The sequence below is a fragment of the Pseudoalteromonas sp. BSi20429 genome (assembly GCF_000238895.1).
In the GTDB taxonomy this organism is placed as follows: Bacteria; Pseudomonadota; Gammaproteobacteria; order Enterobacterales; family Alteromonadaceae; genus Pseudoalteromonas; species Pseudoalteromonas arctica.
In genome coordinates this window covers 64530-90996 of record NZ_BADV01000022.1, presented here as the reverse complement: position 1 = coordinate 90996, position 26467 = coordinate 64530, and the positions used below count along the sequence as shown (strand labels likewise).

Sequence of the window (26467 nt, the reverse complement as noted above, 5' to 3'; positions counted from 1 at the left end):
AAGCTACCTTTTTTCAGTAATATACATAGTAATATCTGCAGTGAAAACAAGCTCATTGCGGGTATTATACAGTTTAACCGGTACTACTAAGTCTTCTTTATCAATCCATTTATGCGGTAAATCAATTTCAGCGACTGCTCTTACATCTGTATCTACTTTAGCCAAATACCTAACTGTCATCCCTTTTGGGATCCAACGATGCGTTTTAACTGGCACTGTTGCATCAACCATTACACCTGCACACAATTCAGCTAAGTTACACTGCGCAATAGCATGAATAGTTCCAATATGATTATGAACGCTGCGACGATTTTTAACCAACGCACTACAATGCCCTTCTCGAAGGTCGAGCACGTAAGGTTTCATTGAACCAAAATATGGCGCTTTAAAGCAAACAGCTTTAGTAAAAAGCCAATTCCCAAAAGGTAGGCGCTTAAATTTATGCCATGTTTGTACAAGTGCAGATTTATTACTCATTATTATTTTCCATCAACAGTTACTTTTTTCAAATTAACACATCAGACCAGTTTTAAAAAGTGCATTTACACTGCCTTTTTAGCTTAATCCAATCAAAAAATAAAAATGACAACCTATGCAGGGGTCATAAGCCCTTTCTTTTTTATGAGTGCCCACCTAAAATACTCGGCAAAAGGAGACTCAATGCAAACACAGCCCGCTAAACCTAATATGACTTTGTTACTTATCCTAGCGTTACTCGTTATATTTTGCCCTATGGCAATCGATATTTACTTACCCGCTTTTCCTACTATTGCAGAACAATTTGCAGTTACAGAACAACAAGTTCAGCAAACCGTTGCTATTTTTATGCTAACAGTAGGTTTAGGCCAATTAATTGCGGGGCCTTTGGCCGATAGGTTTGGCCGAAAGCCAGTGGCTATAGTGGGTATAAGTTTATATGCAGGCTCAGCATTACTTGCCTATTACTCGCCTTCTTTTGAAGTATTGATGATTGCACGTGCTCTTCAAGGTTTTGGAGCCTGTGCCACATTTGTTGTCGCATTTGCGATAGTGCGTGACAAATATGGTAGTGAACGAAGTGGACAAATGATCACTTACCTTAACGGGATTGTGTGCTTTATTCCGGCAATGGCACCTATTTTAGGGGCTTGGCTTACCGTACAATTTGGCTGGCGTATGAACTTTATGTTTTTAACCGCGTTTGCCATTGTAGGCCTTGTTGTTACGCTATTCTTTTTTAGAGAAACTCGTCCTGCTGATAGCCATTATCAGGGGCATATTTTAGATTTACGTCGCTTTACACCTATTATAAAAACACCGGTATTTTTGTTTAATAGCCTAATTTGCATGGTCTCAATGTCGGCCATATTAGTTTATGTGACGCTAGCTCCAGGCTGGCTTATTACGCATTTAGGCGGCACCGTGGCTGACTTTACTTTTTGGTTTACGTTAAATGCCGTAATAAGTATTGTCGCTAGTTTTATTTTACCAACGTACATTAAACGAAATAGCCAACGTGCTTTGCGTGTCGGTGTGAGTGTACTGGTTTTTTCAGGCGTTTTAATGCTAGCCCTTAGCGGTATAGAGACGGCATTTGCGCTTATGTTACCTATTTTAATTGCAGCATTAGGCTTTGCTCTAAGTTTAGGCTCAGCTGCAGGTATGGCTCTGTCGAGTTTTCCTAAACAAGCAGGCACAGCCTCGGCATTACTTGGTGCTATGCAAATGAGTGGCGCGAGTATACTCGTTGTTTTAACCCAATATTTAGGGTTAAGTACACCGTGGTTAATTGCTTTTCACTTATTATTGCTAGTTCCGCTTTGGCTTATTTTAATGAGCAAAAAAGCACATACTTTACACCCAACTAAAAGCGCTCAATGATCAATCCTGATTTTTTAGTCTCGTTTTTATTAGCCAGCTTTTTAATGGCTGTAGCACCTGGGCCATCAAATGCATTTTTGATGGCACAAACATTTGCTAATGGTCGAAGCGCCGGTATGCAAAGTGCTTTTGGTTTTGCATTAGGTGGGGTTATTCATACTCTATTTGCTGTTGTAGGCCTAAGCGCAGTCCTAAAAGCTTCCCCAAGTGCCTATGCCGCAGTGCAATATGTAGGCGCAGCATATTTATGTTATTTGGGATTTATGATGATTAAAGGCACGCTAAAGCAGCCAGAGCCTATATCTGATGACAAGCAAACCGATAAACCGCATATAAGTACCAGTAAAAAAAGTAATGTCATGTTTCAAGCCATGATGACTGAAGTGCTAAACCCTAAAGTGGCGCTGTTTTTTATTGCATTTATTCCGCAATTTGTAGATCCAACGCTTTCATCTGCTACTTTTCAACTCGCTTTTTTTGGCTTGCTTTACCCTATTTTTGCTTTTCCGATTGACTGCACGTATATTTATTTTGGAGACAAAATTGCACAGTTTTTTAGACGTAACCCAAATAGCCAACTTTGGATTGATAGGATCACCGGCATTGTATTTATAGCCCTTGCTATCAATCTATTATTTTAACTAACCTGCACTTTGGTTAAGAGATTTATTACCCAGAGTTTAAGCTAACTAATAAAAAAGAATCAGCATGGAACAAAAAACACAATCTCTTCCCGCACAAAAAAATATTGCTTTAGTTGCCCACGACGGTAAAAAAGCAGCATTAAAATTATGGTGTGAAAAGCACAAAGAAATACTAAGTAAGCACACTTTATATGGCACAGGTACTACAGGGCATTTAATTCAAAAAACCACGGGACTTGATGTAGTTCAGCTATTAAGTGGCCCTATGGGCGGCGATCAACAACTTGGCGCTAAAATAGCTGAACATGAGATACATGTTTTGATATTTTTTTGGGACCCATTAGCATCACAGCCTCATGACCCTGATGTTAAAGCACTGCTGCGTTTAGCCGCTGTTTGGAATATTCCGGTAGCGTGTAATGAAGTGAGTGCAGATATGTTATTAAGCTCACCGCTTATGGATGTAGAGCTTGAACGTACATTGCCAGATTACGAAAAATACCTCGCAACCCGACAAATAGATCTTTAAACCTCAATTGTAATCTAGGTTATTTATAAAGCATGCTGGCCCATTTAGTCAGGCCAGCAGTTACACTACCAAAGTGGTCCCCGTTAACCATTTTTATATTACCTAAGTGCTCACTTAAAGCCGCTTTAATCAATGGTGACTGTGCACTACCGCCTGTTAAGTAAATAATGTCTGGCGTGGTCGCAGCGTCGCTGATTGCTTGTTTTGCTAAAGTAACTATTTGGCTAATACTACTCTCAACGGCAACAGCTAAATCGCTTACCGATACATTTTTATTCAGCCCACTATCTAAAAAGCTTAAATCACAATCAAACGCACTAGCTGATGAAAGTGCTATTTTAGCCGCTTCACCTTGCTGTACTAACTGATGACCTTGCTTGTTTTGCTGTAAATGTATTAAACGCTTATAAAGCTCAGGTGCACTTACATCACGTAATTGTGCATTTAGCTCTCGGGTATGGCTTTCACTATAGAATTGGCTTTGTAAATTTACATCGTTAATTTTACACGCTTGCCAAAACGCTTGATTAGGCAAAGGTAGACCTGATTTAAACGTACTGCCTAAACCCAATAACGGCATTAAACCATGAAAGCTCAAAGCAATATCTAAATCGTTTCCGCCAACACGTTTACCACTGTGAGATAAAAAATCGCCATCGCGCTGGCTATTTCCTCTAAAACTCGGGCCCATTTGTACAAACGAGCAGTCACTCGTACCACCACCAATATCAATAACGAGTACTTTTTGATCCTGAGTTAAATCACTCTCGTAATCGATACCCGCAGCAAGTGGCTCATATAAAAACTCTACGTCTTTAAAACCAGCGCGTTTAGCAGCACGTTCTAAAATACCGACCGCTTGTTGATTTGATTGCTCACCACCCACAGCTTGAAAGTTTACTGGGCGACCAATCACTGTTTGTGTAAGTGTTTTACCTAAAGAGAGCTCAGCGCGTTGCTTAATTTTTAAGATCATCGCGGTTGCGATATCTTCAAAAAAGTTAATTTGACCTTGCTTTAAACCTGTTGCGCCAAAAAATGATTTAGGGGACTTAACAAAGTAGCCTTCTTCAGGGAACTGCACGTACTCGCTAATCGCTTCACGACCAATAAATAGGGTTTCATCTGAAGGCTGTAAATCAAGGTCTGACTTAATACGAGGTAAGGTATTTAATAATGCTTGGCGCTGTGTTAAAAAGTCATGCTCATGGGCTGTGCCATGTAAGTGCTTAGCAACAAAGTCAACAACCAAGGCACTGTGATGAGTGTAAAGTGTAGACGGTAAGTAATGTTTTCCTTGCTCTAGCGGTACTAATTGAACATTACCCTCGCTCATTACACCCATAGCACAATTAGAACTACCGTAATCAAAACCTACAAACATACTTCACCACACATTACCAAAAAGGCCGCGCAATTTAGCACACTTTGTAAAAATTATAAATGTTATAAACTATCTCTTACTCGTAAAAAACTAGCAAAACGCGGTAAACCGTTTTTTGTTAATCCATGAAATCGGTACGTTACAGTGCTACCTATCTCAGGCGGAGCTGAGCGCTCTGCATCACTAAACCCAGTACCAATAGAAAACATCTGCCCTTGTGCTGTTTTTACCCTTAATGCCCCTAACATACCTTGGTATTTTCCTTTACCTGGTAAATGCGCAATCACAACCGCTTCTGCATCTAAGTAAGGTTTTAATTTTAGTAATGCATTGCTTCGACAATTGCTGTGCTTAGCACTGGCCAAATGAAGCATTATGCCCTCGCCGCCCTGCTTAGTTATGTTTTCAAAATACTCTGTGAGCTGCTCATTATTAGTAAAGCTATATTGAACTACAACGCTAATGTGCGGCGAGTTTAGGCTAGTAATAAGCTCATTATAGTTTTTATAACGAGTGCTAAAAGGCAGATTTTCATCTGGCATATCAAATACTTTATAAGTAATAGTTTGCCAATCATGATTATTAGGTTTTTTAGTTCTTACTATGCCACTAAGCTCAGAAAAGTGCTCACGCTTGGTCCATAGCTCACCATCAAGCCATACATTTGGCAATGGCGCTGTAAACCAACTCGGTGCATTGATAATATTGCCCTTGCGAGTAACAAACTGCGTGCCGGTCCATATAGCTCTTACGCCATCATATTTTTCACTGACTAAATACTTACTTACATCGTAATGTTTAGTTTCGTTATATACTTTAGCCAGTAAAACAGAGGGTTGTGCTGCACTTATACATTGCGTAAAAAGTACAACAACAATTAAAAGCAGGTGTTTAATAGTAAACATTAGCGCATCCAAGCAAGTAAAAGTTGGCTTAAACTATAGTTGAGATTGCACCCATTGCCAAAACTCATCTAAGTTACTCATTTTATAGGTAGCTTGGCTAAAATCGTGATCTTTTGTGTGGCTATTAGCAATGGCTACAACACGTAACAAGGCGTTATTGGCCGCCGTAACGCCGGTAAATGTATCCTCAACGGCGATTGCATTGCCTGCCTGTATATTTATCTGCTTAAGTGCCAGTAAATATGGGTCTCCAGCAGGTTTAGGATTAGTTACATCGTCTTTTGTTACCACCGTGTCAAACAGCTCATAAAATCCTAAACCTTTAAGTATTGGCATAGCTTCACTTTTAGCACTGCCCGTTACTAGGGCCATTTTTAAGCCACTCGCTTTTACAGCTTTCAACGTTTGCTCAGTAAACGGCATTAGTGGTGGTAAATGTGTTATTACATATTCGCCAAATAAACGGTATTTTTCATCTGCTAAAAACTGTGCGCTTACTGATAAGTTATGCTCTTGCTTAATTTCGATTGCAGCTTCTAAAGTGGGTCGTCCTGAAAAGCGCTGACAAAAATTATTTTCTAAATAACTAACACCATAAGGCTTAAGTAGTTTACTCCAACATACAAAGTGCATGCTTTCTGAATCAACTAATGTGCCATCCATATCAAATAATACTGCTTCTAATGTCATCCTCATTCCTTATTTAACCTAAGCCAAATTTTGACAATAAAAAAGGCGCCTTAAGCACCTTTTATTAAATTGTTGTTATTGCGTTAAGCCTGCTGGTGGCTCACCCGTTGCTTCTTCACCCGTATCAACATCAACAAGCTCGTAGCCACGCGTTTTACGCATAACTTTAAGTACAGGCTTTTCAAATGCTGTTTTTAAACGATCTGAGTCATCTTTCAACTCATCAAGTGTTGTACCAAAAGGGGCTGCGCCTGTTTCTGACCAGTTAGTCACTTTACCGTTCAGGTTATATTCTACTTCGTGTATTTGATATTGCGCTGCTTCGTCTTTCGTTGCTTCACAAAAAATCACACGGTAATTCCAAAATCCAGCCATTGCTCTTCTCTTTAAATAAACCAATTAGGCGCTACTTTAGCAGCTCTAAAAGGGGTTATACAAATAAAAAAGCCTGCGCAATGCAGGCTTTTAAAATAAATACTTTTAGCTATTAGTTAGAAAAATCTAACTTTAAACTCAGCACCTACATAACGTTCTTCGTTAACAATACCCGTATTGTTATTAAAGTCTACAGCACCAATAACTTGTTGCTCGTCAAATAAGTTACGAACAAAAGCGGCTACTTCGTATTCGTAATCGCCTTCAGACCATGTGTAACCTGTACGCAAACCTGTTTCAATAAGCTCTTTACCTTCAAACTCTACTGATTCGTAAAGGAACATATTGATTTTACTGCGATAAGAAATATCACCGCTAGCGAAGAAGTTACCATCGGCAAGTTCTTTAGTGTAGCGAAGCGTAAAGTTAGAGATCCACTCAGGAGCATGCGGTAAGCTATTACCATCAAGTATTGCACGATCTTCAGGACCAAACGCACCTGCTACTTGGAAAGTCGGGTCTGTTACCGTACATTGTGCACAAACAGCCACAGCTAAATCGTTATCTTTAATTTCTGTTTTATTGTAGCTTAAGTTAAACGTTGCATTAAACTCATCGCTTAATACCCACTGTGTATCTAACTCAAAACCATAGCCAGTCGTTTTATCAGCATTAACTAAACGGTTAAAGTTAGCACCACCGCCTACAGCAGTAAGCTGTTGGTCGTCCATCGTGTAATAAAACACAGTTGCATTTACACGACCTTGGCCGTCTAGCACGTCTGATTTAATACCTGTTTCGTACGATGTTACAGTTTCTGATTCAGCTGTTGTTACATCATCACCAAACAAAATACGACCTTGTAAACTAGGTGCGCGGAAGCTATTTGCTACACGGCCGTACCAGTTAACATCATCGTTTACTTTGTAATTTGCAGATAAATCCCAGCTAACATGGTCGTCACTAACGTCACGCTCTACAAGTAATGCACCGCCGCCAATTGGGCTAAGTGTACGATCAGCTACAAAATCTTTATCATCGTCAGAGTAACGAAGACCCGCTGTTACTTTTAAATCATCTGAAAAAGTATAATCTACAGAACCAAATATAGCCCATGCAGTTGTGTCTTGTTGTTGGCGAACATAACCATTTAAAACACCATTATTTGAAGTGTCATAACTAAAGTTTTCAATCGTTAGTTCTTCATCAAAGTAAAATACACCTACTTGATAATTTAAATCACCATCAAAGTTACTAGATAAACGTAGTTCTTGCGTTAACTGGTCATGATCTGGAATGCCATCAGCACTTTCTGAAGAGAAAGGAATAAAACCAGGTCCCATAGCAACTGGAACGTCATCTATTGAGAAGCCACCGTAACCGCCGTCAATATCAGCGCGCGAATATATTTCAGCACTTTCCCATGCAGAAATTGAAGTGATTGTGTGGTTTTTAAGTTCCCACTCAAGCTTTAAGCTTGCACCTTCAGATTCTACTTGTTGAGTAGAGCGAGATGCCGCATCTTGATAAACAACATCACTTTCATAATTATCTACTAGCTCGTTAGTACCCGTTTTAATTACATTTGCACGAAAGGCAATTGGCGAGCCATCTAAATCACGTGTGTGATAGTTTAATAAAGCAGTAAAATCATCGCCTTCATATAAAAACTGAACGCGTGCCGCTTTTTCAGTGTAACCACCTTGCTCGTCTTTAGCTTCAAAGCCTGGAGCTTGGTTATCAATGTAATCGTCTTTATCTTGCCATAATAATGAAACACGAGCAGATAAACGGTCAGTTAAAGCACCACCTACAGCACCACTTGTGTCTACAGCGCCACGGCTACCGTATGAAACAGAGCCATAACCATCAAATTCTTGGCTTGGTTTAACAGTATCAAACTTAACAAGGCCAGCTGGCGTGTTACGTCCAAATAAAGTTCCCTGTGGTCCACGTAATACTTCTACGCGTTCAACATCAAATACTGGGAAGCCTTTTAAAATTGCATTTTCTTGAACGACTTCATCAACAACAAGTGATACTGGTTGTGATGCATTCAAATCGAAATCGGTATTACCTAAACCACGAACGTAAAAGCGTGGGAATGAACGACCAAATGAAGATTCAATAGATAAACTTGGAATTTTCGCATTTAAAAAACGAATATCCATACCAGCTGAGCTATACGCATCAAGGTTATCACCTTGTAGAGCAGATACTGCTACTGGTACTTCTTGAGCGTTTTCTACACGTTTACGAGCTGTTACTTGAATAACTTCTAGTTGATTACTTTTTTTAGCTGTTTTTTCTTCAGCAGCTAAAGAAGAAAATGAAGTACCTGCTACTGCAGAGAACAACGTTGCATTGATTAGGGTAGCTAACGTAGATCTTTTCATTGCTTTCATGTTGGGTTTAACCTTTTTTGTGCACTCTTGTTCAACGGTTTTTTGTGTTGCGCAATGTATTCATTGCGGGCTCGTTCAATTTTTCGCGACTTGCGTCATGCGCGCGGACCTTATTACCGAGAGTACAAAAACGATGTTATAAGGCTGAACGAACGATTAAGATTATACCATTGTGTGACAATTTTACTGCATAAATATAGACATAATTAGAAACTTTTTTGCAACATTTAACTACAAAATCACGTGTTTTTATCACTATTTAGATGCAAAATTCTAATATTAAGGACATATGTCCTTTATTGGATTTAATAAAATGGAGTAGGAAGAAGGGGTTGTTTTACATGTTAACCTAAAATAGAAACACCTGTGTTTTTATTAAAAGCCGCCCAAGAGCGACTTTTAATATTTACTATATTTGAACTATGAGCGCTTAAATGCAATTTCACCGTCGATATGAATATCACGCTGCGGAAAAGCAATCACTACATCATGCTTTTCAAATACAGCGTAAATACTAAAACGAATATCACTGCGTACTTTTCTAAGCATGGTTTCAGACTCGGCGCACACCCAAAAAATAGCGTTAAATACGAGCGAGCTATCTGCAAAGTCATCAAATAACACCGATGACTTTGGATTAGCCAATATTGCTTCATGATCATCAAGCACTTGTTGAATAAGCTTTTTAACCAGTATCACGTCTGATCCATACGCAACACCTACACTGACCGATGAGCGTGCATTGCCATCTATTAGCGTCCAGTTTGTTACTGTATTTTCGAGCAATTGAGAATTAGGAATAAGCATATGTACGCCGTCATTTCGGCGAATACGCGTTGAGCGAGTATTAATTGTTTCTACCACGCCTTTTGCATTGCCTACCTCTAAAAAGTCACCAATACGTATTGGGCGTTCCCACATTAGTATCCAGCCACTAATAAAGTTATTGATAATATTTTGAGCACCAAAGCCTACACCAATGGCTATTGCACCTGAAACAAAAGCAAACGCAGTAAGCGGTATGCTTAATACTTCTAAAGATGTAAAAATTAAAATAGCGATACTTAAAATAAAGTAGATACGTGTAAATAAATGCACGGCATCTTGGCTTAACTTTTTTGCCAATAATGTTTTTGTTATTAGCTTGCCAATACGCGTCACAATAAACCAAATAGCGAAAAGTATTAAAGGCACTTTAATAATTTTCGCTACGGTAATGTGTACATCGCTGTAACTAAATACAACAAAGGCAAGAATTTGGTTTATGTGTTCTAAGGTCATTTATTTTCCAAAACAAGCAAAGGAGCGCTTTAAATTTAAATCGCTATAAAGTGAAAGCGGTTCAGTGTTGGGTAAGTTTAGCAGTCATAATATAACTAAAACGCCAAGTTAATAAGTTCAATATACTTTTTATGAACAATTTATTAACTCTTTATTGCACCGAGTGCTATATAAATAGTGTACAAGCACTGGAGATCACATATGACACAACTTACTTTAAATCAAAGACTCGCTACTTTGCAGCCGCAGGTAGACTTACATTTATTTGAAAGCAGCCTAGATTACCGAAATAAAATTTTGTGCCTTCTTGCAGAACAAGAGCAAACACAGGCATCTATCAACAAAGAGTTTGGCCAACAACAACCTAGCAACTTTGGCTCTGAGAGAAAATTTGTACTTGGATATAACTAAGCAATTATGACTCAACGACTTATTAAGTAGCTCAGGTGTTTACTTTTAGAGCTACTTTTACCTCCCTTAAAGCTAAATATTAGCTAATTTGCGTTCAAATCCCCCTTAATACCGATAAACTTTATTGTATAAACGCCAAAATTTGATAAGTTAACTAGGTTTTTCGACTCGCAAAGCCTATTCCGGCTAATCTTTCTATGGAGTTATTATGCGTAAAACCCTGATCGCCACTACTATTGCTAGTGCCTTAATATTATCGGCCTGTTCATCTAACGATACACAAAACATGGCAAAAGAAGGCGCAGCACAAGTGCAAGACATGAACGCAAACAATGTTTTATTTAAGCCAAGCCCATTGCAATATATGGCACCAGAATTTGATAAATTTGGTACAAAAGACTACGAAGCTGCATTCGATGCAGGTATCGCACAGCACACGGCACAAGTACAAGCCATTGCTAACAACCCTGCTCCAGCAACATTTGAAAACACATTAGTTAAAATGGAATTGTCAGGGGAGCTATTAAATCGCGTATCGGCTGCTTTTTATAACTTATCTGGTTTAATTTCAGATGCTGAATACCAGCGTATTGATGAAAAAATGGCGCCTGTATTATCTGCTCACTCAGATGATATTTACTTAAACGGTGAATTATTTAAGCGCGTACAAACAATTTACGACAATCAAGATAAATTAAACGCAGAAGATAAACGCCTAGTTGATTTTTACTACAAGCAGTTTGTAAAAGCAGGTGCTAAATTAAATGACGCTGAAAAAGCTAAAATGCGTGAAATTAACTCAGAGCTAGCTCAGCTATCTACTGCGTTTTCACAAAACATTTTAAAATCGTTTAAAGAAGACGTTATTGTAGTTACAGATAAAAGTGAATTAGCGGGTCTTTCTGAAGGCGAAATTGCAGGCCTTGCAGCTTCAGCTAAAAAAGCGGGCAAAGACGGCTACATGATCACTTTGGTAAATACAACGCAACAGCCAATTTTAAGTAGCCTTGAAAACCGCGACCTGCGTGAGCGAATTTTTAAAGCCTCTGCAAACCGTGCAGCAAAAACTAACGGCCCTATTATTATTAAAGAAACCAACCTACGCGCTCAAAAAGCAGAGCTTTTAGGCTACAAAGATTGGGCTTCTTATGTAATGACGTCGCGTATGGCGCAAACAACTGAAAACGTTTACGGCATCCTTGATGACCTAGCACCAAAAGCAGTTGAAAAAGCAAAGATTGAAGCAGCCGCTATTCAAAAAGTGATTAACGATTCAGGCGAAAGCTTTGAGCTTAAACCATGGGATTGGACTTTTTATGCTGAAAAAGTACGTGCAGAAAAGTACAACTTAGATCCAGCACTTGTTAAACCATACTTTGAAATGCAATCGGTTATTCACGATGGCTTATTCTTTGCAATGAACAAACTGTACGGTATTACGTTTAAAGAACGTAAAGATCTTCCTGTTTATCATGAAGATGTAACCGTATACGAAGTATTTAACGCTGATGGCAGCGCTATTGGTTTATTTTACTTAGACCCATATGCACGTGAAGGTAAACGTGGCGGCGCATGGATGAGTGCATACGTTAGCGAAAGCGGCTTAAAAGGCACTAAACCGGTTATTTACAATGCGCAGAACATTCCAAAACCTGCTGCAGGCGAGCCTACGCTAATGACATTTGACGAAGTGTCTACTATGTTCCATGAATTTGGTCATGCTGCACACGGTTTATTCTCAGATGTTAAATACCCAAGCCTAGCAGGCACTGCAACGGCGCGTGACTTTGTTGAGTTTCCGTCGCAAGCAAATGAAGATTGGATGATTGAGCCTACAGTACTTGCAAACTATGCTAAGCATTACAAAACAGGTGAGCCAATTCCACAAGCTTTACTTGATAAAGTACTTGAATCGCAAAAATTCAACCAAGGTTACGGCACTACTGAATACTTAGCCGCTGCACTACTTGATATGGAATGGCATTCATTTGGTTCTGATAAAAAAGTAGCTGACGTTCAAAAGTTTGAGCAAGACGCACTAGAAAAACACGGTATTGCTTACTATCCTGTTCCACCGCGTTACAAATCAAACTTCTTTAGCCACACATTTGCTGGTGGTTATTCAGCTGGTTACTACGCGTACCTTTGGACTGAAGTGTTTGCAGCAGATGCCTTTGCGCATATGGAAAATAACGGCGGCTTAACACGTAAAAATGGTGATAAGTTCCGTAAAGAAATCCTATCAAAAGGTAACAGCCGCGACTTAATGCAAAGCTACATTGAGTTTAGAGGTCAAAAACCAACTACCGACGCACTACTTAAGCGCCGTGGTTTGGTTGAATAATTAATAACTTAGTTGAGTAATTAGTAACGTAGTTTATTAATTTTAGACTTTATAAAAGCCCGCTTGCGGGCTTTTATTGTTTATACATCAATTTATAACAGATAAACTGCTGCCATTAATTATTTAAAGACGACAGCTATGCGGTACTTATTTGCAGTAACTTTACTTTGGGCATTTTCATTTAGTTTAATTGGCGTGTATTTAGCTGGGCAGGTTGATGCATGGTTTAGTGTGTTAATTCGCATAGCACTAGCCACTCTGGTATTTTTACCCTTTTTAAAGTTTAAACAAACACCTAAACCTTTAGCCTTAAAGCTCATGCTGATTGGCGCTATACAACTTGGTGTTATGTATAGCTTTTACTACCACTCCTTTTTATTTTTAAGCGTCCCCGAAGTACTGCTATTTACAGTAATGACTCCTTTGTACATTACCTTGCTAAATGATGCATTGAACAAACATTTTAACCCACGCTTTTTTATAATCGCACTTATTGCTGTAATTGGTGCAATTACCATTCGTTACGAAAACCTAAATAGCAATTTCATAATTGGCTTATTATTAGTTCAAGGTGCGAACATAAGTTTTGCTGTAGGCCAAGTAACCTACAAACGCTTAATGATGAACAATCAGCTTGATGATAAAACCGTATTTGGATGGTTTTTTATAGGCGCACTTATTATTGCCACAATTTGTTATGCATTATTTGGTAATTCAAACAAATTACCAACCACTTCTACTCAGTGGGGCATATTGATTTATTTAGGGGTTGTTGCATCAGGCCTTGGTTACTTTATGTGGAATAAAGGCGCAACACTCGTCAACGTTGGAGCTCTGGCAGTCATGAATAACTTACTTATCCCAGCAGGGATTATTGTTAACGTGCTTATTTGGAACAGAGATGCTGACATAGTTAGGTTAAGTATTGGTGCAGCTATAATGTTAGGTGCATTATTAGTGAATCAAATGCTTAATAAAAAAGTAAATTAATAAACTTGTAGCTAAATTGTCATTAATAATCATTAAGGTAGTACAAATTTTACTTTTTAAGGATAAACAATGAAACGTATTACCTTGCTTACAGGCTGTATATTGTTAGCCACACTTGCTGGCTGCGACGACGATGTAGAAATAGTAGAAAAAGAAGTGATTGTTACCAACACCGAAGTTGAGATTGTTGAAGTACCTACGCCCATTGTTGTAGAGGTACCAAGTGGTGATGCGCCAGATATTCAACTAGGCACTCGTCCATATTATTTAGTCAATGATATGAGCGACAGCGCTTTAAAAACACAATTAGAGTCATGCAGTGAAGGTCCTTTTTACCGTACCGACTTTTCTATTGGTCATCGCGGTGCATCAATGCAATACCCTGAGCATACTAAAGAAGCCTATATTGCTGCAGCCAGAATGGGCGCAGGCATTGTTGAATGCGATGTTACATTTACAAACGATAAAGAACTAGTATGTCGCCATTCTCAATGCGACTTACACACCACAACTAATATTTTAGCCATTCCTGAACTTGCAGCTAAATGCAGTGTGCCATTTACACCAGCAGACCCCGCTAACGGTATTGCTGCTTCTGCAAAATGTTGTACCAGCGATATAAGCTTAGCGGAATTTTTAACCCTTGAAGGTAAAATGGATGGTGCAAACACTAATGCAACTACCGTTGCCGATTACATGGATGGTACACCAAGTTGGCGCACTGATTTATATGCCACCAACGGCACATTGATGACCCATAAACAAAGCATTGCACTGTTTAATGGGATGGGCGTAAAAATGACCCCAGAACTTAAATCGCCACAAGTAAGTATGCCATTTGATGGAATGACGCAAGAGCAATATGCGCAAAAAATGCTAGACGAGTACACGCAAATGGGCGTGCCAGCCTCAAAAGTTTATCCGCAATCATTTAACCTTGAAGACGTAAAATACTGGATTAACAATAACCCTGACTTTGCAGATAAAAGCGTTTACCTAGATGGACGTGACAGTGAAGCCGGATTCGATCCAAGTAACCCACAAACATGGCAACCGGGTATGGATGAGTTAGTGGCTGATGGGGTGAAAATTTTAGCTCCTCCAATTTGGATGATGCTAACAATAGATAACGAAAGTAATATTGTGCCATCGCAATACGCTATTGACGCAAAAGCAGCAGGTTTAAAGCTTATTGCATGGAGCCTTGAGCGCTCGGGCCCGCTTAATCAAGGTGGGGGTTATTACTATCAATCAATTGCTGATGTTATAGATAACGATGGCGACATGATGACTGTCGTTGATGTACTCGCAAAAGACGTGGGTGTAATGGCTATATTTTCAGATTGGCCGGCTACCGTAAGTTATTACGCTAGTTGTAATAAAATGCCTGCAAGTATTTAATACCAATCTGCTTATATATGGGGTCTATTTAACGTTAAGAAAATTACGCTAGAACTAGGCAAAAATTTTTTATCTAGTTGTTCTAAATAAAAAATTTTTAACGACGTTATAGTGAAATTTAATTCGTTAAATTGATCAAAGATTTATGCAGGTTGGTATAAATACTCAACGACAAAAGTCGTTTATTTTATCGCGCTCAGTTACCATATCAGCATATATAATTTTATTTTACTGAGCGCTTTTTATGATAATCCAACAACATAATGCTGACTTGCCAACACCGACAGGTTTAATGCGAACAACTGTATATCGCCCTCAAGCGCAAGGACAGTTCCCTGCTATCATTTTTTATTCTGAAATATTTCAGCAAACTGCCCCCATCGCACGCAGCGCAGCTATTTTAGCAAGCCATGGCTTTGTAGTGTTAGTGCCTGAAGTGTTTCATGAGTTAAACCCTATAGGCACTGTGCTTGCTTATGATGATACAGGTAAAAACAAAGGCAATGCCGACAAGTGGGCAAAGCCACTTGAGCACCACGACAGTGACACACAAACTATGATCGACTTCATTAGATTACAAAGCTATTGCACAGGCACCGTCGGCGCAATGGGCGTATGTATTGGCGGTCACTTAGCTTACAGAGCGGCACTAAATCCTGAAATTAATGCGGCTTTTTGCTTATACGCAACTGATATTCACAGCGACACATTACCGGCAAAATCAGGTAATAACTCATTTGAACGCATGGCTGATATACAAGGCGAAATTCACTTTATATGGGGTAAACAAGACCCGCATGTGCCACAAGAAGGTCGCACTAAAATATACCAGCAATGCGTAAACATAGGCATTAATTACCAATGGCAAGAAGTTAATGCCCAACATGCCTTTATGCGTGATGAAGGTGAGCGATACGATGCAGCCCTTGCAATTAATATGTATCAACAAGCGGTTGCATTATTTAGCCGTACTTTATAAGTGTTTTATAAATGCTTTATAAATATTTAAAAAGCGAAAATAATTAAACACTTTTCAGCATACCCAAGGAGGTATGCTGTTTTACAAAATACGCTTTTAAGTAATCAATAAATAATCGTAGCTTTTTAGATCCCGCAGCTCCTGGCGGAAATACCCCGTACAGTTCAATATCTTTGCTTTTATAATCATCTAATATTATTTCAAGTAGCCCTGCTTGTACTTTAGGCCACGCATCGTAAAGCGGAATACGCCCAATGCCATGCCCTGCTTCTACAAAGGCAGTACGTGCAGCTGCGTTATTAGTACTTAAGGCGCCTTGCATTGTAATGTCGTGTTTTTTACCATCTTTTGAAAGTGTTAACGTTTTACTTCCTAGCTGATAAACCACCCATTGATGATCTGCCAATTCTAAAGGTGTTTTAGGTTTACCAAAATGTGTAAAGTAATCCGGCGCGCCACAAATACAAGTGCTCATTGTAGTCAGCTTGGTTGCCTGCAAGTTGGAGTCACTCAGTGCCACTCCCCTAATTGCAAAATCAAACCCATTTTTAATAATATCAACCACATCGTCAGTAAGCTGTAAGTCTATTTTAATTTTAGGGTATTGGCGCTTAAACGTATTTATTGCAGGCACAATTAACTGCATTCCCACATTTACTGGGCAACTAATTTTAAGTAAACCTTGTGGCTCGCTCTTTATATTTTCTATTTGCTGATTAGCCGCATTAGCTTGTTCGGTAATTATTCTACAACGCTCATAATAAGCAATGCCTGCTTCAGTGAGCGCCATGGTACGAGTTGAGCGATTTAATAAAGTGACTTCAAGTTGGGTTTCTAACTTTTTTAAATGATAACTTGCTACTGCTCGCGTAAGACCTAACTGTTTAGCCGCAGCGGTTAAGCTGCCCTGCTCTACAATTTGCGCAAATACGACCATGCTCTTTAACTGCTCAAACGACACCTTCATATGTGCTCCGTAGCGTGTTTTAAATTCAACCCCTCTATTGTATCAATTATTAAACCAATAAAGTTAAATTTATCATCGTTGTTTAAAGCTCTGTTAGTGCATATAGTAGTTGGTAAGCAAGATAAACTAATTCAAATCATCAGAAGGAATATATTCAATGTCTAAAAAAATACTTATGGTTCTTACATCTCACGCAGAACTTGGTAACACTGGCGAAAAAACAGGTTTTTGGGTAGAAGAATTTGCAGCCCCTTACTATGCATTTGTTGATGCAGGCGTTGAAGTAACATTAGCGTCTCCAGCTGGCGGTCAACCACCCATTGATCCGACAAGTACGCTTTCTGATTTTCAAACAGATGCAACAAAACGTTATGACGCAGATAGCGCAGCACAAACACTTATGGCAAACACTAAAGTGTTGAGTGAAGTAAAATCTAGCGATTTTGACGCTGTATTTTACCCAGGCGGTCACGGTCCATTATGGGACTTAGTTGATAACACTGACTCAATCTCACTTATCGAAAGCTTTGTAAAAGAGCAAAAGCCTGTTGCTGCGGTATGTCATGCAAGTGCTGCATTTTTAAATGTTAAAGATGCTGATGGCAATGCATTAGTAGCGGGTAAAAAAGTAACTGGTTTTACTAACTCTGAAGAAGCTGCAGTGCAACTTACCGATATCGTGCCATTTTTAGTTGAAGACGAGCTAATTAAAAAAGGTGGCGATTATCAAAAAACTGACGACTGGGGTGTATTAGCACTAGAAGACGGTTTAGTAATTACCGGCCAAAACCCAGCAAGCTCTGAACTAGCTGCAAAAAAACTATTAACTAAATTAGGTTAATAGTGAGTAATAATTAAAATTAAGCACAGCATTTTATGCTGTGCTTTTTTAATTGCTTTTCATTAGCAAATACAATTCCTATACTGGCAACTCTTAAAGTCAATTAGGGCGATTATATGGCAACCAAGCCAACCACACTGTCATTACTAACTAGTGCCCGTTTCGCAATATTTAGTATTGTTGTTATTTGCTTCGTACTACAGGTGATCAATAGTCTACCTGGCATAAACCTAAATGGTTTAGGCATATATCCACGCAGTATCCAAGGATTAATTGGCATACTATGCGCACCTTTTTTACATGGTAGCTGGTGGCACTTTGCCAGTAATATGATCCCATTTGTAGTATTAAGCTGGCTAATTTGCCAGTACAGCGTAAAACGTTTTTATAACGTATTTATTTTTACCGCTCTAGTCGGTGGACTCTTAGTTTGGGCATTTGGGCGCAGTAATATACATGTTGGTTTAAGCGGTGTTATATATGGTTTATGGGGCTTTATTCTATGCTACGGCTTAGTAAGACGCTCATTAAAATCAATTATAATTGCAGTTGTAGTGGCTATACTTTATAGCGGTTTTATATGGGGTGTTTTACCTCAGCGCTATCATGTATCGTTTGAAAGCCATTTATTTGGAGCGCTAAGCGGGTTGTTTTTAGGTTATAGATTAGCAAAAGCCGATAAATTAAAAGGTCGGTAAATTAAGTATTAGGGCCTTTAATTAATTTTTTATGGCCACATTTACCATATATGTATTTCATCTAACAGAGGTTATTTATGAGTGATAAAAACGAATACACGCCACCAAAAGTATGGACGTGGGAAAGTGAAAGTGGCGGTAAGTTTGCCAGCATTAACCGCCCAATCGCAGGCGCGACTCATGACAAAACTCTACCTATTGGTGAGCACGCATTTCAGCTTTATTCTCTTGCGACACCTAATGGCCAAAAAGCTACAATCATGTTTGAAGAGCTTTTACAGCTTGGTTGCACCGATGCAGACTATGACGCATATTTAATAAACATAGGTGATGGCGATCAGTTTGGATCTGACTTTGTTGATATTAATCCAAACTCAAAAATCCCAGCGCTAATGGATCATTCAACCACGCCGCCTACTCGCATCTTTGAATCAGGTTCTATTTTACAGTATTTGGCTGAAAAATTTGATGTACTTATACCTAAAGATCTAAAAGCTAAAACAGAGTGTCGTAACTGGCTATTTTGGCAAATGGGCTCAGCACCTTACTTAGGTGGTGGGTTTGGTCATTTTTATAGCTACGCACCAAGTAAAATGCAATACCCTATTGACCGTTTTACCATGGAAACTAAACGCCAGCTTGACGTGTTAAATCGCCATTTAAGCGAAAATGAATACATGGCAGGTGATGAATACTCAATTGCCGATATTGCAATTTGGCCGTGGTACGGATCGTTAGTGCTTGGAGCTTTATATGATGCAGCAGAGTTTTTAGATGTTGCCTCATACACCCATGTTGTACGCTGGGCTACGCAAATATCAGAGCGACCCGCTGTTAAGCGTGGTCGTCGCGTAAATCGCACATGGGGTCCTGAAGAAGAGCAAATGGCAGAGCGCCATAACGATAGCGATTTCGAAGGTTAAATCTATAGAACAGCAAGTAAAGTCGTTAACACTTTAACCTGCTTGATAATTTTAAGGCTCAAAATAAATATTTATTTTGGGCCTTTTTACTTTTTAAACTTTTTTTATCCCTCCCGTAAACTATATTTACTTTACATTAAAGTTTTATTTAGCTGCGTAAAGGCTTATTAAGCTCTTTGTATTACCAGTATTGCATTAGTGTAATTTGCTAAATGGTTTACTTAATTTCCTAGGGGTTGTTTTTGAAAAAGGTTTTAATTAGTGCCATATAACAATTTAAGTAATAATGAGCGAAAAGAAGCGCTCAAAATTTTATACTCGAATGCTATTTCCGGAATTGCAGTCTCTGTACTAGTCAGCGTTGCTTTAGTATTTGCTTTTGATATAACTAATGAGAAAACTAACCACGATAAAGTAGCCTGGTTAGGCATAATGATGTGCGTGCTTACTTTACGTATTATTGATATAGGGCTTTTTTTGAAAGCTCAAAATTCTCGCCAACCTTACAACACACATTCTTATCTAAATCGCTTTGCTATTGGCTGTATATCAACAGCCGTGTCTTGGTGTGGTTATGCTCTTTGGTTTCATAGCACTTCATCTACGGTGGAAGTTACTACGACCATCGCTATTTTATCGGCGCTTGCCGGTGGCTCTGCAAATTTGCTGTCTGGAAGTCGTTTTACCGCTGTTCTATATAGTTTTACTTTATTGGCGCCCTACTCTTTTTTGCTAGCGCTTTCAAACGATCACTACCAACACGTATTGGGGTTATTAGGTTTAACTTTTGCCACAATTATGATTGCCTCTTCGTACAAATCAGCCACATTTACACACAGTGCAATCAAGCTCAAAAACCAAAACAGAGAGCTGCTTAATGAAATGGAAAACAAGGTCGAGCAACGCACTGAAGAAATTTACCGCTTATCGAATACCGATCCACTCACAAATCTATTAAACCGCACCGCATTTTTAAAAAATGCAAACAAACAACTAGCAGATAACCCTAAAGAACCCTTTGCTTTATTATTTGTAGATTTAGATGGTTTTAAGCAAATCAACGATTCGTTGGGTCATAAAGTGGGCGATAAAGTATTAAAAGAAATAGCACTGAGAATTAGTAATGTATGCAACCAACAACTCTATAAATGCCGTTGGGGCGGGGATGAGTTTTTAATTTTAGCAACGTATCAAAACCAAACTGAGCTTATCGAGTTTGCTAATAAAGTACTTCAAAGCATTAGCGCCGAGCATGAAACATATAAATATCAAAAATGGGTATCAGCAACTATTGGAATGGCCATGTACCCTGAGCACGGGAGTGATTTAAATACCTTAATTCGCTCTGCTGATATTGCAATGTATCACCAAAAACGCATGGCTAAAGGTAATATCAATATTTATAACGATTCACTCAAATTAAAACAAGAAAGAGAGTACCTGTTGAGTCAACGCCTAGCCAGTGCCATAGAAGAAAACAGTTTAAGACTAGTATTTCAGCCAATTGTAGATAGTAAAACATCAAAAGTAACCTCTTTCGAATCATTATTACGCTGGCAACTAGACGGTGAAAATATTTTCCCTGATGAGTTTATAACTATTGCCGAGCAATACGGTTTAATAACCCAAATGGGCCTCTGGGTCATAGAACAAGCATGTATACAAGCAAATAAATTCAACCATTTACCGACAAAAATTGCAGTAAGCGTGAACGTATCGGTAATACAATTACAAGATCCAAATTTTGTAACTAAGGTATTAAAAATAGTAAACAATCACCAAGTAGAGCCTAAAGATCTGCATATAGAAATTACCGAATCAGTATTTGCTAAGGATAAACTCACATTTTTGACAGCCGTTAAAGCACTACAAAAACAAGGCTTTTGTATTTCAATTGATGATTTTGGAACTGGCTACTCATCACTATCAAGCATGCTTGATATTGGTGTAGATATAGTAAAAATAGACAGAAGTTTTATTCAAAACATGGATAAAAGAGGGTTAAGTATTATTCATGCAATTGTACAAATGGCCTCATCTTTAGATTTTACTGTGGTTGCCGAAGGCGTTGAAACTATTGAACAAGCAAACACGCTTACTAATATTGGTGTATCTCACCTGCAAGGTTATTACTTTTCAAAACCGATGGAAGTAGATTTTGTAGATGCTTATTTAAATGAGCAAAATAAGCTGTGCCGTTGATAACCAAAACCCGCTAAAAGCGCTTAACTACCATATGAGTTTTGCGCTACCTTTCTTATTAGGGCTTGTTTATCTTTCGAGGTTGAACTTGCAGCAGACTGTTTGGTATTTGGGCAATACAGAGCCTATGTAGTGTGGTTATTCCCCATAAATAGCCGATAACGTAGCATTAATGCCAAACATGCGCTGCCCGAAGGGTTCTGCCTAGGGGAGATTGACTCTTTGTTACTAGGTTACAAACCTCGCGCCGCAATTAAATCTTCCTTGGGTTGAACAAAGTTCAATCCTGAAAGGTCAATAAGCCCTCCTTAAAACATAATCTTACAATTACTTACACCCAGTACATAGTTATTAGCGTAGGCTAAATATAAACCAACTTACATAAGTGTATTACGTTTAAATTTACGCTAATTAGCCAACCGCCAGCGCTGGACCCTACGTTAAGTTATGCGCTGACGTTGCTTATATAAGTGAATAATAAAAATGTAACGATACAACTAAATATAAAAAAGGAATTTGCATGATAAAACCACTTTGCTATTCACTCATCACTTTACTTACCCCCATTAGCGCTATAGCTCAAACAATGGCAATAAAAACAACGGATGAATTAGTATCAACCGATTCAGAGATTTTATTTGCATATAATAAAGAATCAAAACAATTAGAAGCCATCAATTTACTCACATCACTAAGTAGTGAACTTGCTTTACCAAAAAATGCCATCGGGTTTGATGTGGCTACACTTGCTAACATTACCGATAAACAAGCACTCGTACTAACAAGTGATGGCGTATACAAAGCCCATGCTGGTAAACCAACACTATTGTTTAATTATGAGTCGGTTCTAAATCAATTAAAAATAGATAAATTTGAAAAAGTAGACTTTGTCTTCGATGCCAACAACGACGGTCTAAGCGATATTTTCATCCCTGGGTTAGCAAGCAGTACTTTATACATTCAAAATAAAGATGGCAGCTTTAAGCCTAACAAATTTAAACAAACACCTATGTATGAAGGCAGCTTTTCAGGAAAAGGGCTTTCTCTAGAAGTTAATATTAACAATAAACCCGTTGTTATTGATTTTAACCACGACGGGTTAAGCGACTTGGTTTTTTCAAATGACTTTGGAGCAGATGTACTACTTGCTAATCCAGAAGGCTTTGAGCAAAAGCTCACCTCAATTGATTTTAACATCGAATTAGGCGAGCTAAGCAATGGCGAAACTCGCAAAATAAAGCAAATTATTGATATTAATAACGACGGATTTCTAGATTTTACAACTAGACAGTTTAAGCCAACGCAAGGTATGGATTCGTTAGATATAAAAATAGCACATACTTTGTACCTAGGAGGTGCTAAAGGCTTTAGCAATACGCCCATTACCTTATTTGAAACACAAGGCCCTAGTGAGTTATTGCTCAAAACTGATTTTAATAATGATGGCTTAATTGATTTACAAAAAATGGATTTAGATATTGGCTTAGGTACTATTGCGTCTATGGCATTGGGCGGTGGCAGTACTGATGTAGATGTAGAAATGAACATTTATAAGCAGCAACCCGACGGCTCATTTGCCAATAAATCGAGTATAGAACTTGATTTAGAAATGGAAGTGGGAATGAACGGCGATGATTCCGAACCAGCCCTCTATTTAGGTGATATTAACGGCGACAGCTATATTGACGCGGTATACAAATACAGTAAAAAAACGCTGTATATTTATTACGGAGAGCAAGACTCACTGCTAAATGATAAACGTAAAAAATTAAAACTAACGCTGCCTAAAAATAATAAAGATATTCTTCTGGTAGACATAAACCAAGACGGTAAAAAAGATTTTGTGTTTAAATTTACCGAAGAAGATGGCACCAGCAAAATAGAAACACGCTTAAATTAAGCCAATAAAAAAGCCCAACAGAGTTAACCGTTGGGCTTTGGACTTAAGACTTTCGAGTAACAGTCAGCTTTACTCTAAGTTATAACACCTAAGCAGTTACATTTAGCAGTGAATCGCCTTCACTTAAACCAAACTTCTCTTGCACTGATGCAAGGATTAATTCTTTATCTTCATCAGACAACTGGCTTGAATACTCAGTTAATAGCTCATCTAAGTAGCTGACTACTTCGTCTGTATCTACTGATTCTAATGAGTTCTGTGGCGGCGGTGGCGGTCTTTGACCTTCCACTCGTCCTGCATCACCAATGCTTTTAGCATCAAACTCAAGTTCGCTCATTAAATCAGCAAGCTCTTTTGTTGGTTCAATACCTTGTTCTTTAAATGCCGCTTGAATACTTTGCGCGTTTTCTTCGGTTAAGTTTTCAGCGTCAAACTCTGCAAGCGTTTCTTTAACAAAATCGCTTTGCTCTGTTGTTAGTTTTGCAGCCTGACTACTTTGTTGCGGCATAAAACTGGCAGAACTACTGTTAATACTATTAATCATTTTAGTATCCTTTCAGCGTTCACGACGAGGTGGTTTATGATCGCTAAGTTCTTGTTCACTAATTTCGCCATTACCATCGGCATCTATAGAATCAAAAATTGTTTGTGCATCGCCGTGTGGCGGTTTTTTAGCACTGAACTCTTCAAAGCTAATTACGCCATCACCATCAGTATCAATAGTTGAAAAGTCAGGTTTTTCAGGAGGATTGTCACCGCCTCGAGCAGCTACATTAGCTGAAAAAGCAATAGATAATATTGCCACAGTGGCAAGAGTTGAAAAATGCTTCATAGTAATAACCTCGTATTTAAGAATTAAACTAAGCTTACGCTTTAAAAACGCAAACAATGTGCAAATAATGAGGAAGTAATAAATTATTTTAATAAAAAATAGTAATCTAAATACTTATTTAAAAAGTTCTGGTTGATTGCTTTGCAATCAATATATAAGCTAATAAAGTAATACGATTAATTACTCTCAGGCAGTAGTGTTACTGCCCTTAATTCTCAAAGCTGATATACTGCTTGAGCCAATTAAACAAACAAATACAGAGCACTTTCATAAATAATGATTAATAACCAACCCTACTTAGCAGGCAATCTGTGAAAATACCTAAACGCCTACAACCCCTTGTTGATGATGGCCTTATTGACGAAGTTATAAGCCGACTAATGAGCGGTAAAGAAGCCGATGTATTTATTGTCCGCTGTGGTGAGCACATTCGCTGTGCGAAAGTGTATAAAGACGCGGTTAAACGTAGCTTTAAAAAAGCGGCACAATACCAAGAAGGCCGAAAAGTACGTGGTGGACGCCAAGCGCGTGCTATGGGTAAACGTTCTAGCTATGGCCGTCAATTAGAAGAAGAGATTTGGCAAAATGCCGAAGTTGATGCGTTATCTCGTTTAGCTGGCGTGGGTGTACGTGTTCCTGATACTTACTTTTGTATTGATGGCGTGCTGCTTATGGAACTCGTGTCGGACGAGAATGGTAACGTAGCCCCTCAACTTGGACATGTCGTTTTTAGTGAAGAGCAAGCGATTGAGCAGCATAAACTCATGATGCATTACATTAAGCTTATGCTTTGCGCAGGTATAATACACGGCGATTTATCTGAATTTAATGTACTTGTAGATAATAACGGCCCTGTAATTATAGATTTACCGCAAGCAGTTAACGCTTCAGCAAATAACAGTGCACAAGCTATGTTTGCACGCGATGTAAATAACATACGCCGCTATTATGGTGAATTTGCGCCAAGCATACTAAAAACTAAATACGCTAAAGAAATGTGGGCATTATTTGAAGAGGCCAATTTAACGCCTAATTCAACGCTTACAGGTGAATTTGAAGACAGCGATGAACTTGCCGATGTAGATTCTATTCTTGATGAAATTCAAGCTGCCGAATACGAAGAGTTTGACCGTTTAGAGCGAATTAAAAATGCTGACGATGATGAGTAACTCATCGTCATAGCTCACTAATACCTCTTACTGCGGGTGCACAAATCGGTAGCCAACCCCATAAACAGACTGAATAACACTTTCAGTTTGTGTCACTTCATCTAGTTTTTTACGCAACTTTTTAATATGGCTATCAATAGTACGATGGCTCACAATACGCTGATCGGCGTACATAGTGTCCATTAAACTATCGCGCGAATAAATACGATTTGGGTTGTTAAACAAAGGTTTAAATAGCTGAAATTCAAAGTTCGTTAGCTCTATGCTGTTTGATTTGTATTTTACGCTGTAGGTACTCTCGTCGAGCTTCATTGTTGACTCTGTAACATCACTTGCGCTACTTAATCGCCTTAATATAGCTTTGACTCGCGCCACCAGCTCAGCATAACTAAACGGCTTACAAATATAATCATCTGCACCTAACTCAAGTCCAAGCAGCCTATCTATTTCTTCTACTTTTGCCGATACCATAATAATAGGCACATTTGAAAAGCGCCTGATTGCTTTACATAGTTCTATACCACTTTGACCAGGTAGCATTATGTCGAGCAAAATTACGCTCGGCCTGTTAATTTCAAGCCAAGGTAATACTTCATTTCCGTGATGTATTTGATGAGTAACAAAATGATGGCTACTTAAAAAGTCACTCATTAAGTTAGCCAGCTTTACCTCATCTTCCACAATCAGTATTTGTTCGCTCATAGAGTTCTCTGTTATTAGTAATCCAAAATTAGGAT

The 26467-nt window shown here is 38.6% G+C and carries 25 protein-coding genes; 14 read left to right on the top strand and 11 right to left on the bottom strand.

Annotated features, from left to right (window positions below):
* Nucleotides 1-3: 3 nt before the first annotated feature.
* Entirely contained in the window at nucleotides 4-477 is a 474-nt protein-coding gene (locus tag P20429_RS15140; RefSeq protein WP_007581322.1) for a hotdog fold domain-containing protein, read from the bottom strand.
* Nucleotides 478-660: 183 nt separating this feature from the next.
* Between P20429_RS15140 and P20429_RS15145 the strand changes: the two genes are divergently transcribed.
* The 3 genes from P20429_RS15145 (at nucleotide 661) to P20429_RS15155 (ending at nucleotide 3033) form a co-directional block, all read left to right on the top strand.
* Nucleotides 661-1860 (top strand): multidrug effflux MFS transporter, encoded by a 1200-nt coding sequence (locus tag P20429_RS15145; protein WP_007581320.1) that lies wholly within the window; start codon nucleotides 661-663, stop codon nucleotides 1858-1860.
* The gene (locus tag P20429_RS15150; protein ID WP_007581318.1) at nucleotides 1857-2501 is read left to right on the top strand and encodes a LysE family translocator; all 645 of its coding nucleotides are present in this window, start codon (nucleotides 1857-1859) and stop codon (nucleotides 2499-2501) included. Before P20429_RS15145 ends, P20429_RS15150 begins: the two co-directional genes overlap by 4 nt.
* Nucleotides 2502-2568: 67 nt before the next feature.
* Entirely contained in the window at nucleotides 2569-3033 is a 465-nt protein-coding gene (locus P20429_RS15155) for a methylglyoxal synthase (RefSeq protein ID WP_002958191.1), read from the top strand.
* A gap of 19 nt (nucleotides 3034-3052) precedes the next feature.
* Here the strand turns inward: P20429_RS15155 and yegD are convergent, their stop codons facing one another.
* The 6 genes from yegD to P20429_RS15185 all read right to left on the bottom strand — a co-directional run bounded on the left by yegD (nucleotide 3053) and on the right by P20429_RS15185 (nucleotide 10073).
* Nucleotides 3053-4417, bottom strand: a complete 1365-nt coding sequence (yegD, locus tag P20429_RS15160; protein ID WP_007581315.1) for a molecular chaperone — start codon at nucleotides 4415-4417, stop codon at nucleotides 3053-3055.
* A gap of 62 nt (nucleotides 4418-4479) precedes the next feature.
* Nucleotides 4480-5322: a DNA ligase gene (locus P20429_RS15165; RefSeq protein WP_007581312.1), complete on the bottom strand. Its 843-nt coding sequence runs from the start codon at nucleotides 5320-5322 to the stop codon at nucleotides 4480-4482.
* Between the two features lie 33 nt (nucleotides 5323-5355).
* Nucleotides 5356-6012 (bottom strand): HAD family phosphatase, encoded by a 657-nt coding sequence (locus tag P20429_RS15170; RefSeq protein WP_007581310.1) that lies wholly within the window; start codon nucleotides 6010-6012, stop codon nucleotides 5356-5358.
* A 75-nt stretch (nucleotides 6013-6087) separates the two neighbouring features.
* The gene (locus P20429_RS15175; protein ID WP_007581307.1) at nucleotides 6088-6387 is read right to left on the bottom strand and encodes a hypothetical protein; all 300 of its coding nucleotides are present in this window, start codon (nucleotides 6385-6387) and stop codon (nucleotides 6088-6090) included.
* A 116-nt stretch (nucleotides 6388-6503) separates the two neighbouring features.
* A complete protein-coding gene (locus tag P20429_RS15180; protein ID WP_007581306.1) occupies nucleotides 6504-8792 on the bottom strand; it encodes a TonB-dependent receptor in 2289 nt (762 codons plus the stop codon).
* Nucleotides 8793-9212: 420 nt separating this feature from the next.
* Nucleotides 9213-10073, bottom strand: coding sequence for a mechanosensitive ion channel family protein (locus tag P20429_RS15185; RefSeq protein ID WP_007581304.1), 861 nt, complete (start codon nucleotides 10071-10073; stop codon nucleotides 9213-9215).
* 201 nt (nucleotides 10074-10274) lie between these two features.
* Between P20429_RS15185 and P20429_RS15190 the strand changes: the two genes are divergently transcribed.
* The 5 genes from P20429_RS15190 to P20429_RS15210 all read left to right on the top strand — a co-directional run bounded on the left by P20429_RS15190 (nucleotide 10275) and on the right by P20429_RS15210 (nucleotide 16198).
* On the top strand, nucleotides 10275-10484 hold the full coding sequence (locus P20429_RS15190; RefSeq protein ID WP_007581302.1) for a hypothetical protein: 210 nt from the start codon (nucleotides 10275-10277) through the stop codon (nucleotides 10482-10484).
* A 208-nt stretch (nucleotides 10485-10692) separates the two neighbouring features.
* Nucleotides 10693-12828: a M3 family metallopeptidase gene (locus P20429_RS15195; protein ID WP_007581300.1), complete on the top strand. Its 2136-nt coding sequence runs from the start codon at nucleotides 10693-10695 to the stop codon at nucleotides 12826-12828.
* A gap of 138 nt (nucleotides 12829-12966) precedes the next feature.
* The gene (locus tag P20429_RS15200) at nucleotides 12967-13818 is read left to right on the top strand and encodes a carboxylate/amino acid/amine transporter (protein ID WP_007581299.1); all 852 of its coding nucleotides are present in this window, start codon (nucleotides 12967-12969) and stop codon (nucleotides 13816-13818) included.
* A 69-nt stretch (nucleotides 13819-13887) separates the two neighbouring features.
* Nucleotides 13888-15219, top strand: coding sequence for a glycerophosphodiester phosphodiesterase family protein (locus tag P20429_RS15205; RefSeq protein ID WP_007581297.1), 1332 nt, complete (start codon nucleotides 13888-13890; stop codon nucleotides 15217-15219).
* Between the two features lie 244 nt (nucleotides 15220-15463).
* A complete protein-coding gene (locus P20429_RS15210) occupies nucleotides 15464-16198 on the top strand; it encodes a dienelactone hydrolase family protein (RefSeq protein ID WP_007581295.1) in 735 nt (244 codons plus the stop codon).
* A 43-nt stretch (nucleotides 16199-16241) separates the two neighbouring features.
* Here the strand turns inward: P20429_RS15210 and P20429_RS15215 are convergent, their stop codons facing one another.
* Nucleotides 16242-17165: a LysR family transcriptional regulator gene (locus tag P20429_RS15215; RefSeq protein WP_007581293.1), complete on the bottom strand. Its 924-nt coding sequence runs from the start codon at nucleotides 17163-17165 to the stop codon at nucleotides 16242-16244.
* Between the two features lie 157 nt (nucleotides 17166-17322).
* On the opposite strand from P20429_RS15215, the gene P20429_RS15220 reads away from it, so the two are divergent.
* From P20429_RS15220 to P20429_RS15240, 5 genes are all read left to right on the top strand, one after another.
* Complete coding sequence (locus P20429_RS15220) at nucleotides 17323-18006, top strand: type 1 glutamine amidotransferase domain-containing protein (RefSeq protein ID WP_007581292.1); 684 nt, start codon at nucleotides 17323-17325, stop codon at nucleotides 18004-18006.
* A gap of 116 nt (nucleotides 18007-18122) precedes the next feature.
* Nucleotides 18123-18704, top strand: a complete 582-nt coding sequence (locus tag P20429_RS15225) for a rhomboid family intramembrane serine protease (protein WP_007581290.1) — start codon at nucleotides 18123-18125, stop codon at nucleotides 18702-18704.
* 77 nt (nucleotides 18705-18781) lie between these two features.
* Nucleotides 18782-19627, top strand: coding sequence for a glutathione-dependent disulfide-bond oxidoreductase (yghU, locus tag P20429_RS15230; RefSeq protein ID WP_007581288.1), 846 nt, complete (start codon nucleotides 18782-18784; stop codon nucleotides 19625-19627).
* A gap of 261 nt (nucleotides 19628-19888) precedes the next feature.
* Nucleotides 19889-21829, top strand: coding sequence for a bifunctional diguanylate cyclase/phosphodiesterase (locus P20429_RS15235; protein ID WP_007581286.1), 1941 nt, complete (start codon nucleotides 19889-19891; stop codon nucleotides 21827-21829).
* Between the two features lie 520 nt (nucleotides 21830-22349).
* A complete protein-coding gene (locus tag P20429_RS15240; protein WP_007581285.1) occupies nucleotides 22350-23729 on the top strand; it encodes a VCBS repeat-containing protein in 1380 nt (459 codons plus the stop codon).
* Between the two features lie 88 nt (nucleotides 23730-23817).
* Here the strand turns inward: P20429_RS15240 and P20429_RS15245 are convergent, their stop codons facing one another.
* Together P20429_RS15245 and P20429_RS15250 are read right to left on the bottom strand one after the other, a co-directional pair.
* On the bottom strand, nucleotides 23818-24273 hold the full coding sequence (locus P20429_RS15245; RefSeq protein WP_007581282.1) for a hypothetical protein: 456 nt from the start codon (nucleotides 24271-24273) through the stop codon (nucleotides 23818-23820).
* Between the two features lie 12 nt (nucleotides 24274-24285).
* Nucleotides 24286-24561: an EF-hand domain-containing protein gene (locus P20429_RS15250; RefSeq protein ID WP_007581281.1), complete on the bottom strand. Its 276-nt coding sequence runs from the start codon at nucleotides 24559-24561 to the stop codon at nucleotides 24286-24288.
* A gap of 311 nt (nucleotides 24562-24872) precedes the next feature.
* Here P20429_RS15250 and P20429_RS15255 point away from each other — a divergent pair, with 311 nt between their 5' ends.
* Nucleotides 24873-25730: a PA4780 family RIO1-like protein kinase gene (locus P20429_RS15255; protein ID WP_007581277.1), complete on the top strand. Its 858-nt coding sequence runs from the start codon at nucleotides 24873-24875 to the stop codon at nucleotides 25728-25730.
* A 27-nt stretch (nucleotides 25731-25757) separates the two neighbouring features.
* On the opposite strand, the gene P20429_RS15260 is transcribed toward P20429_RS15255, so the two are convergent.
* Nucleotides 25758-26432, bottom strand: a complete 675-nt coding sequence (locus P20429_RS15260) for a response regulator (protein ID WP_007581275.1) — start codon at nucleotides 26430-26432, stop codon at nucleotides 25758-25760.
* Between the last annotated feature and the right edge of the window lie 35 nt (nucleotides 26433-26467).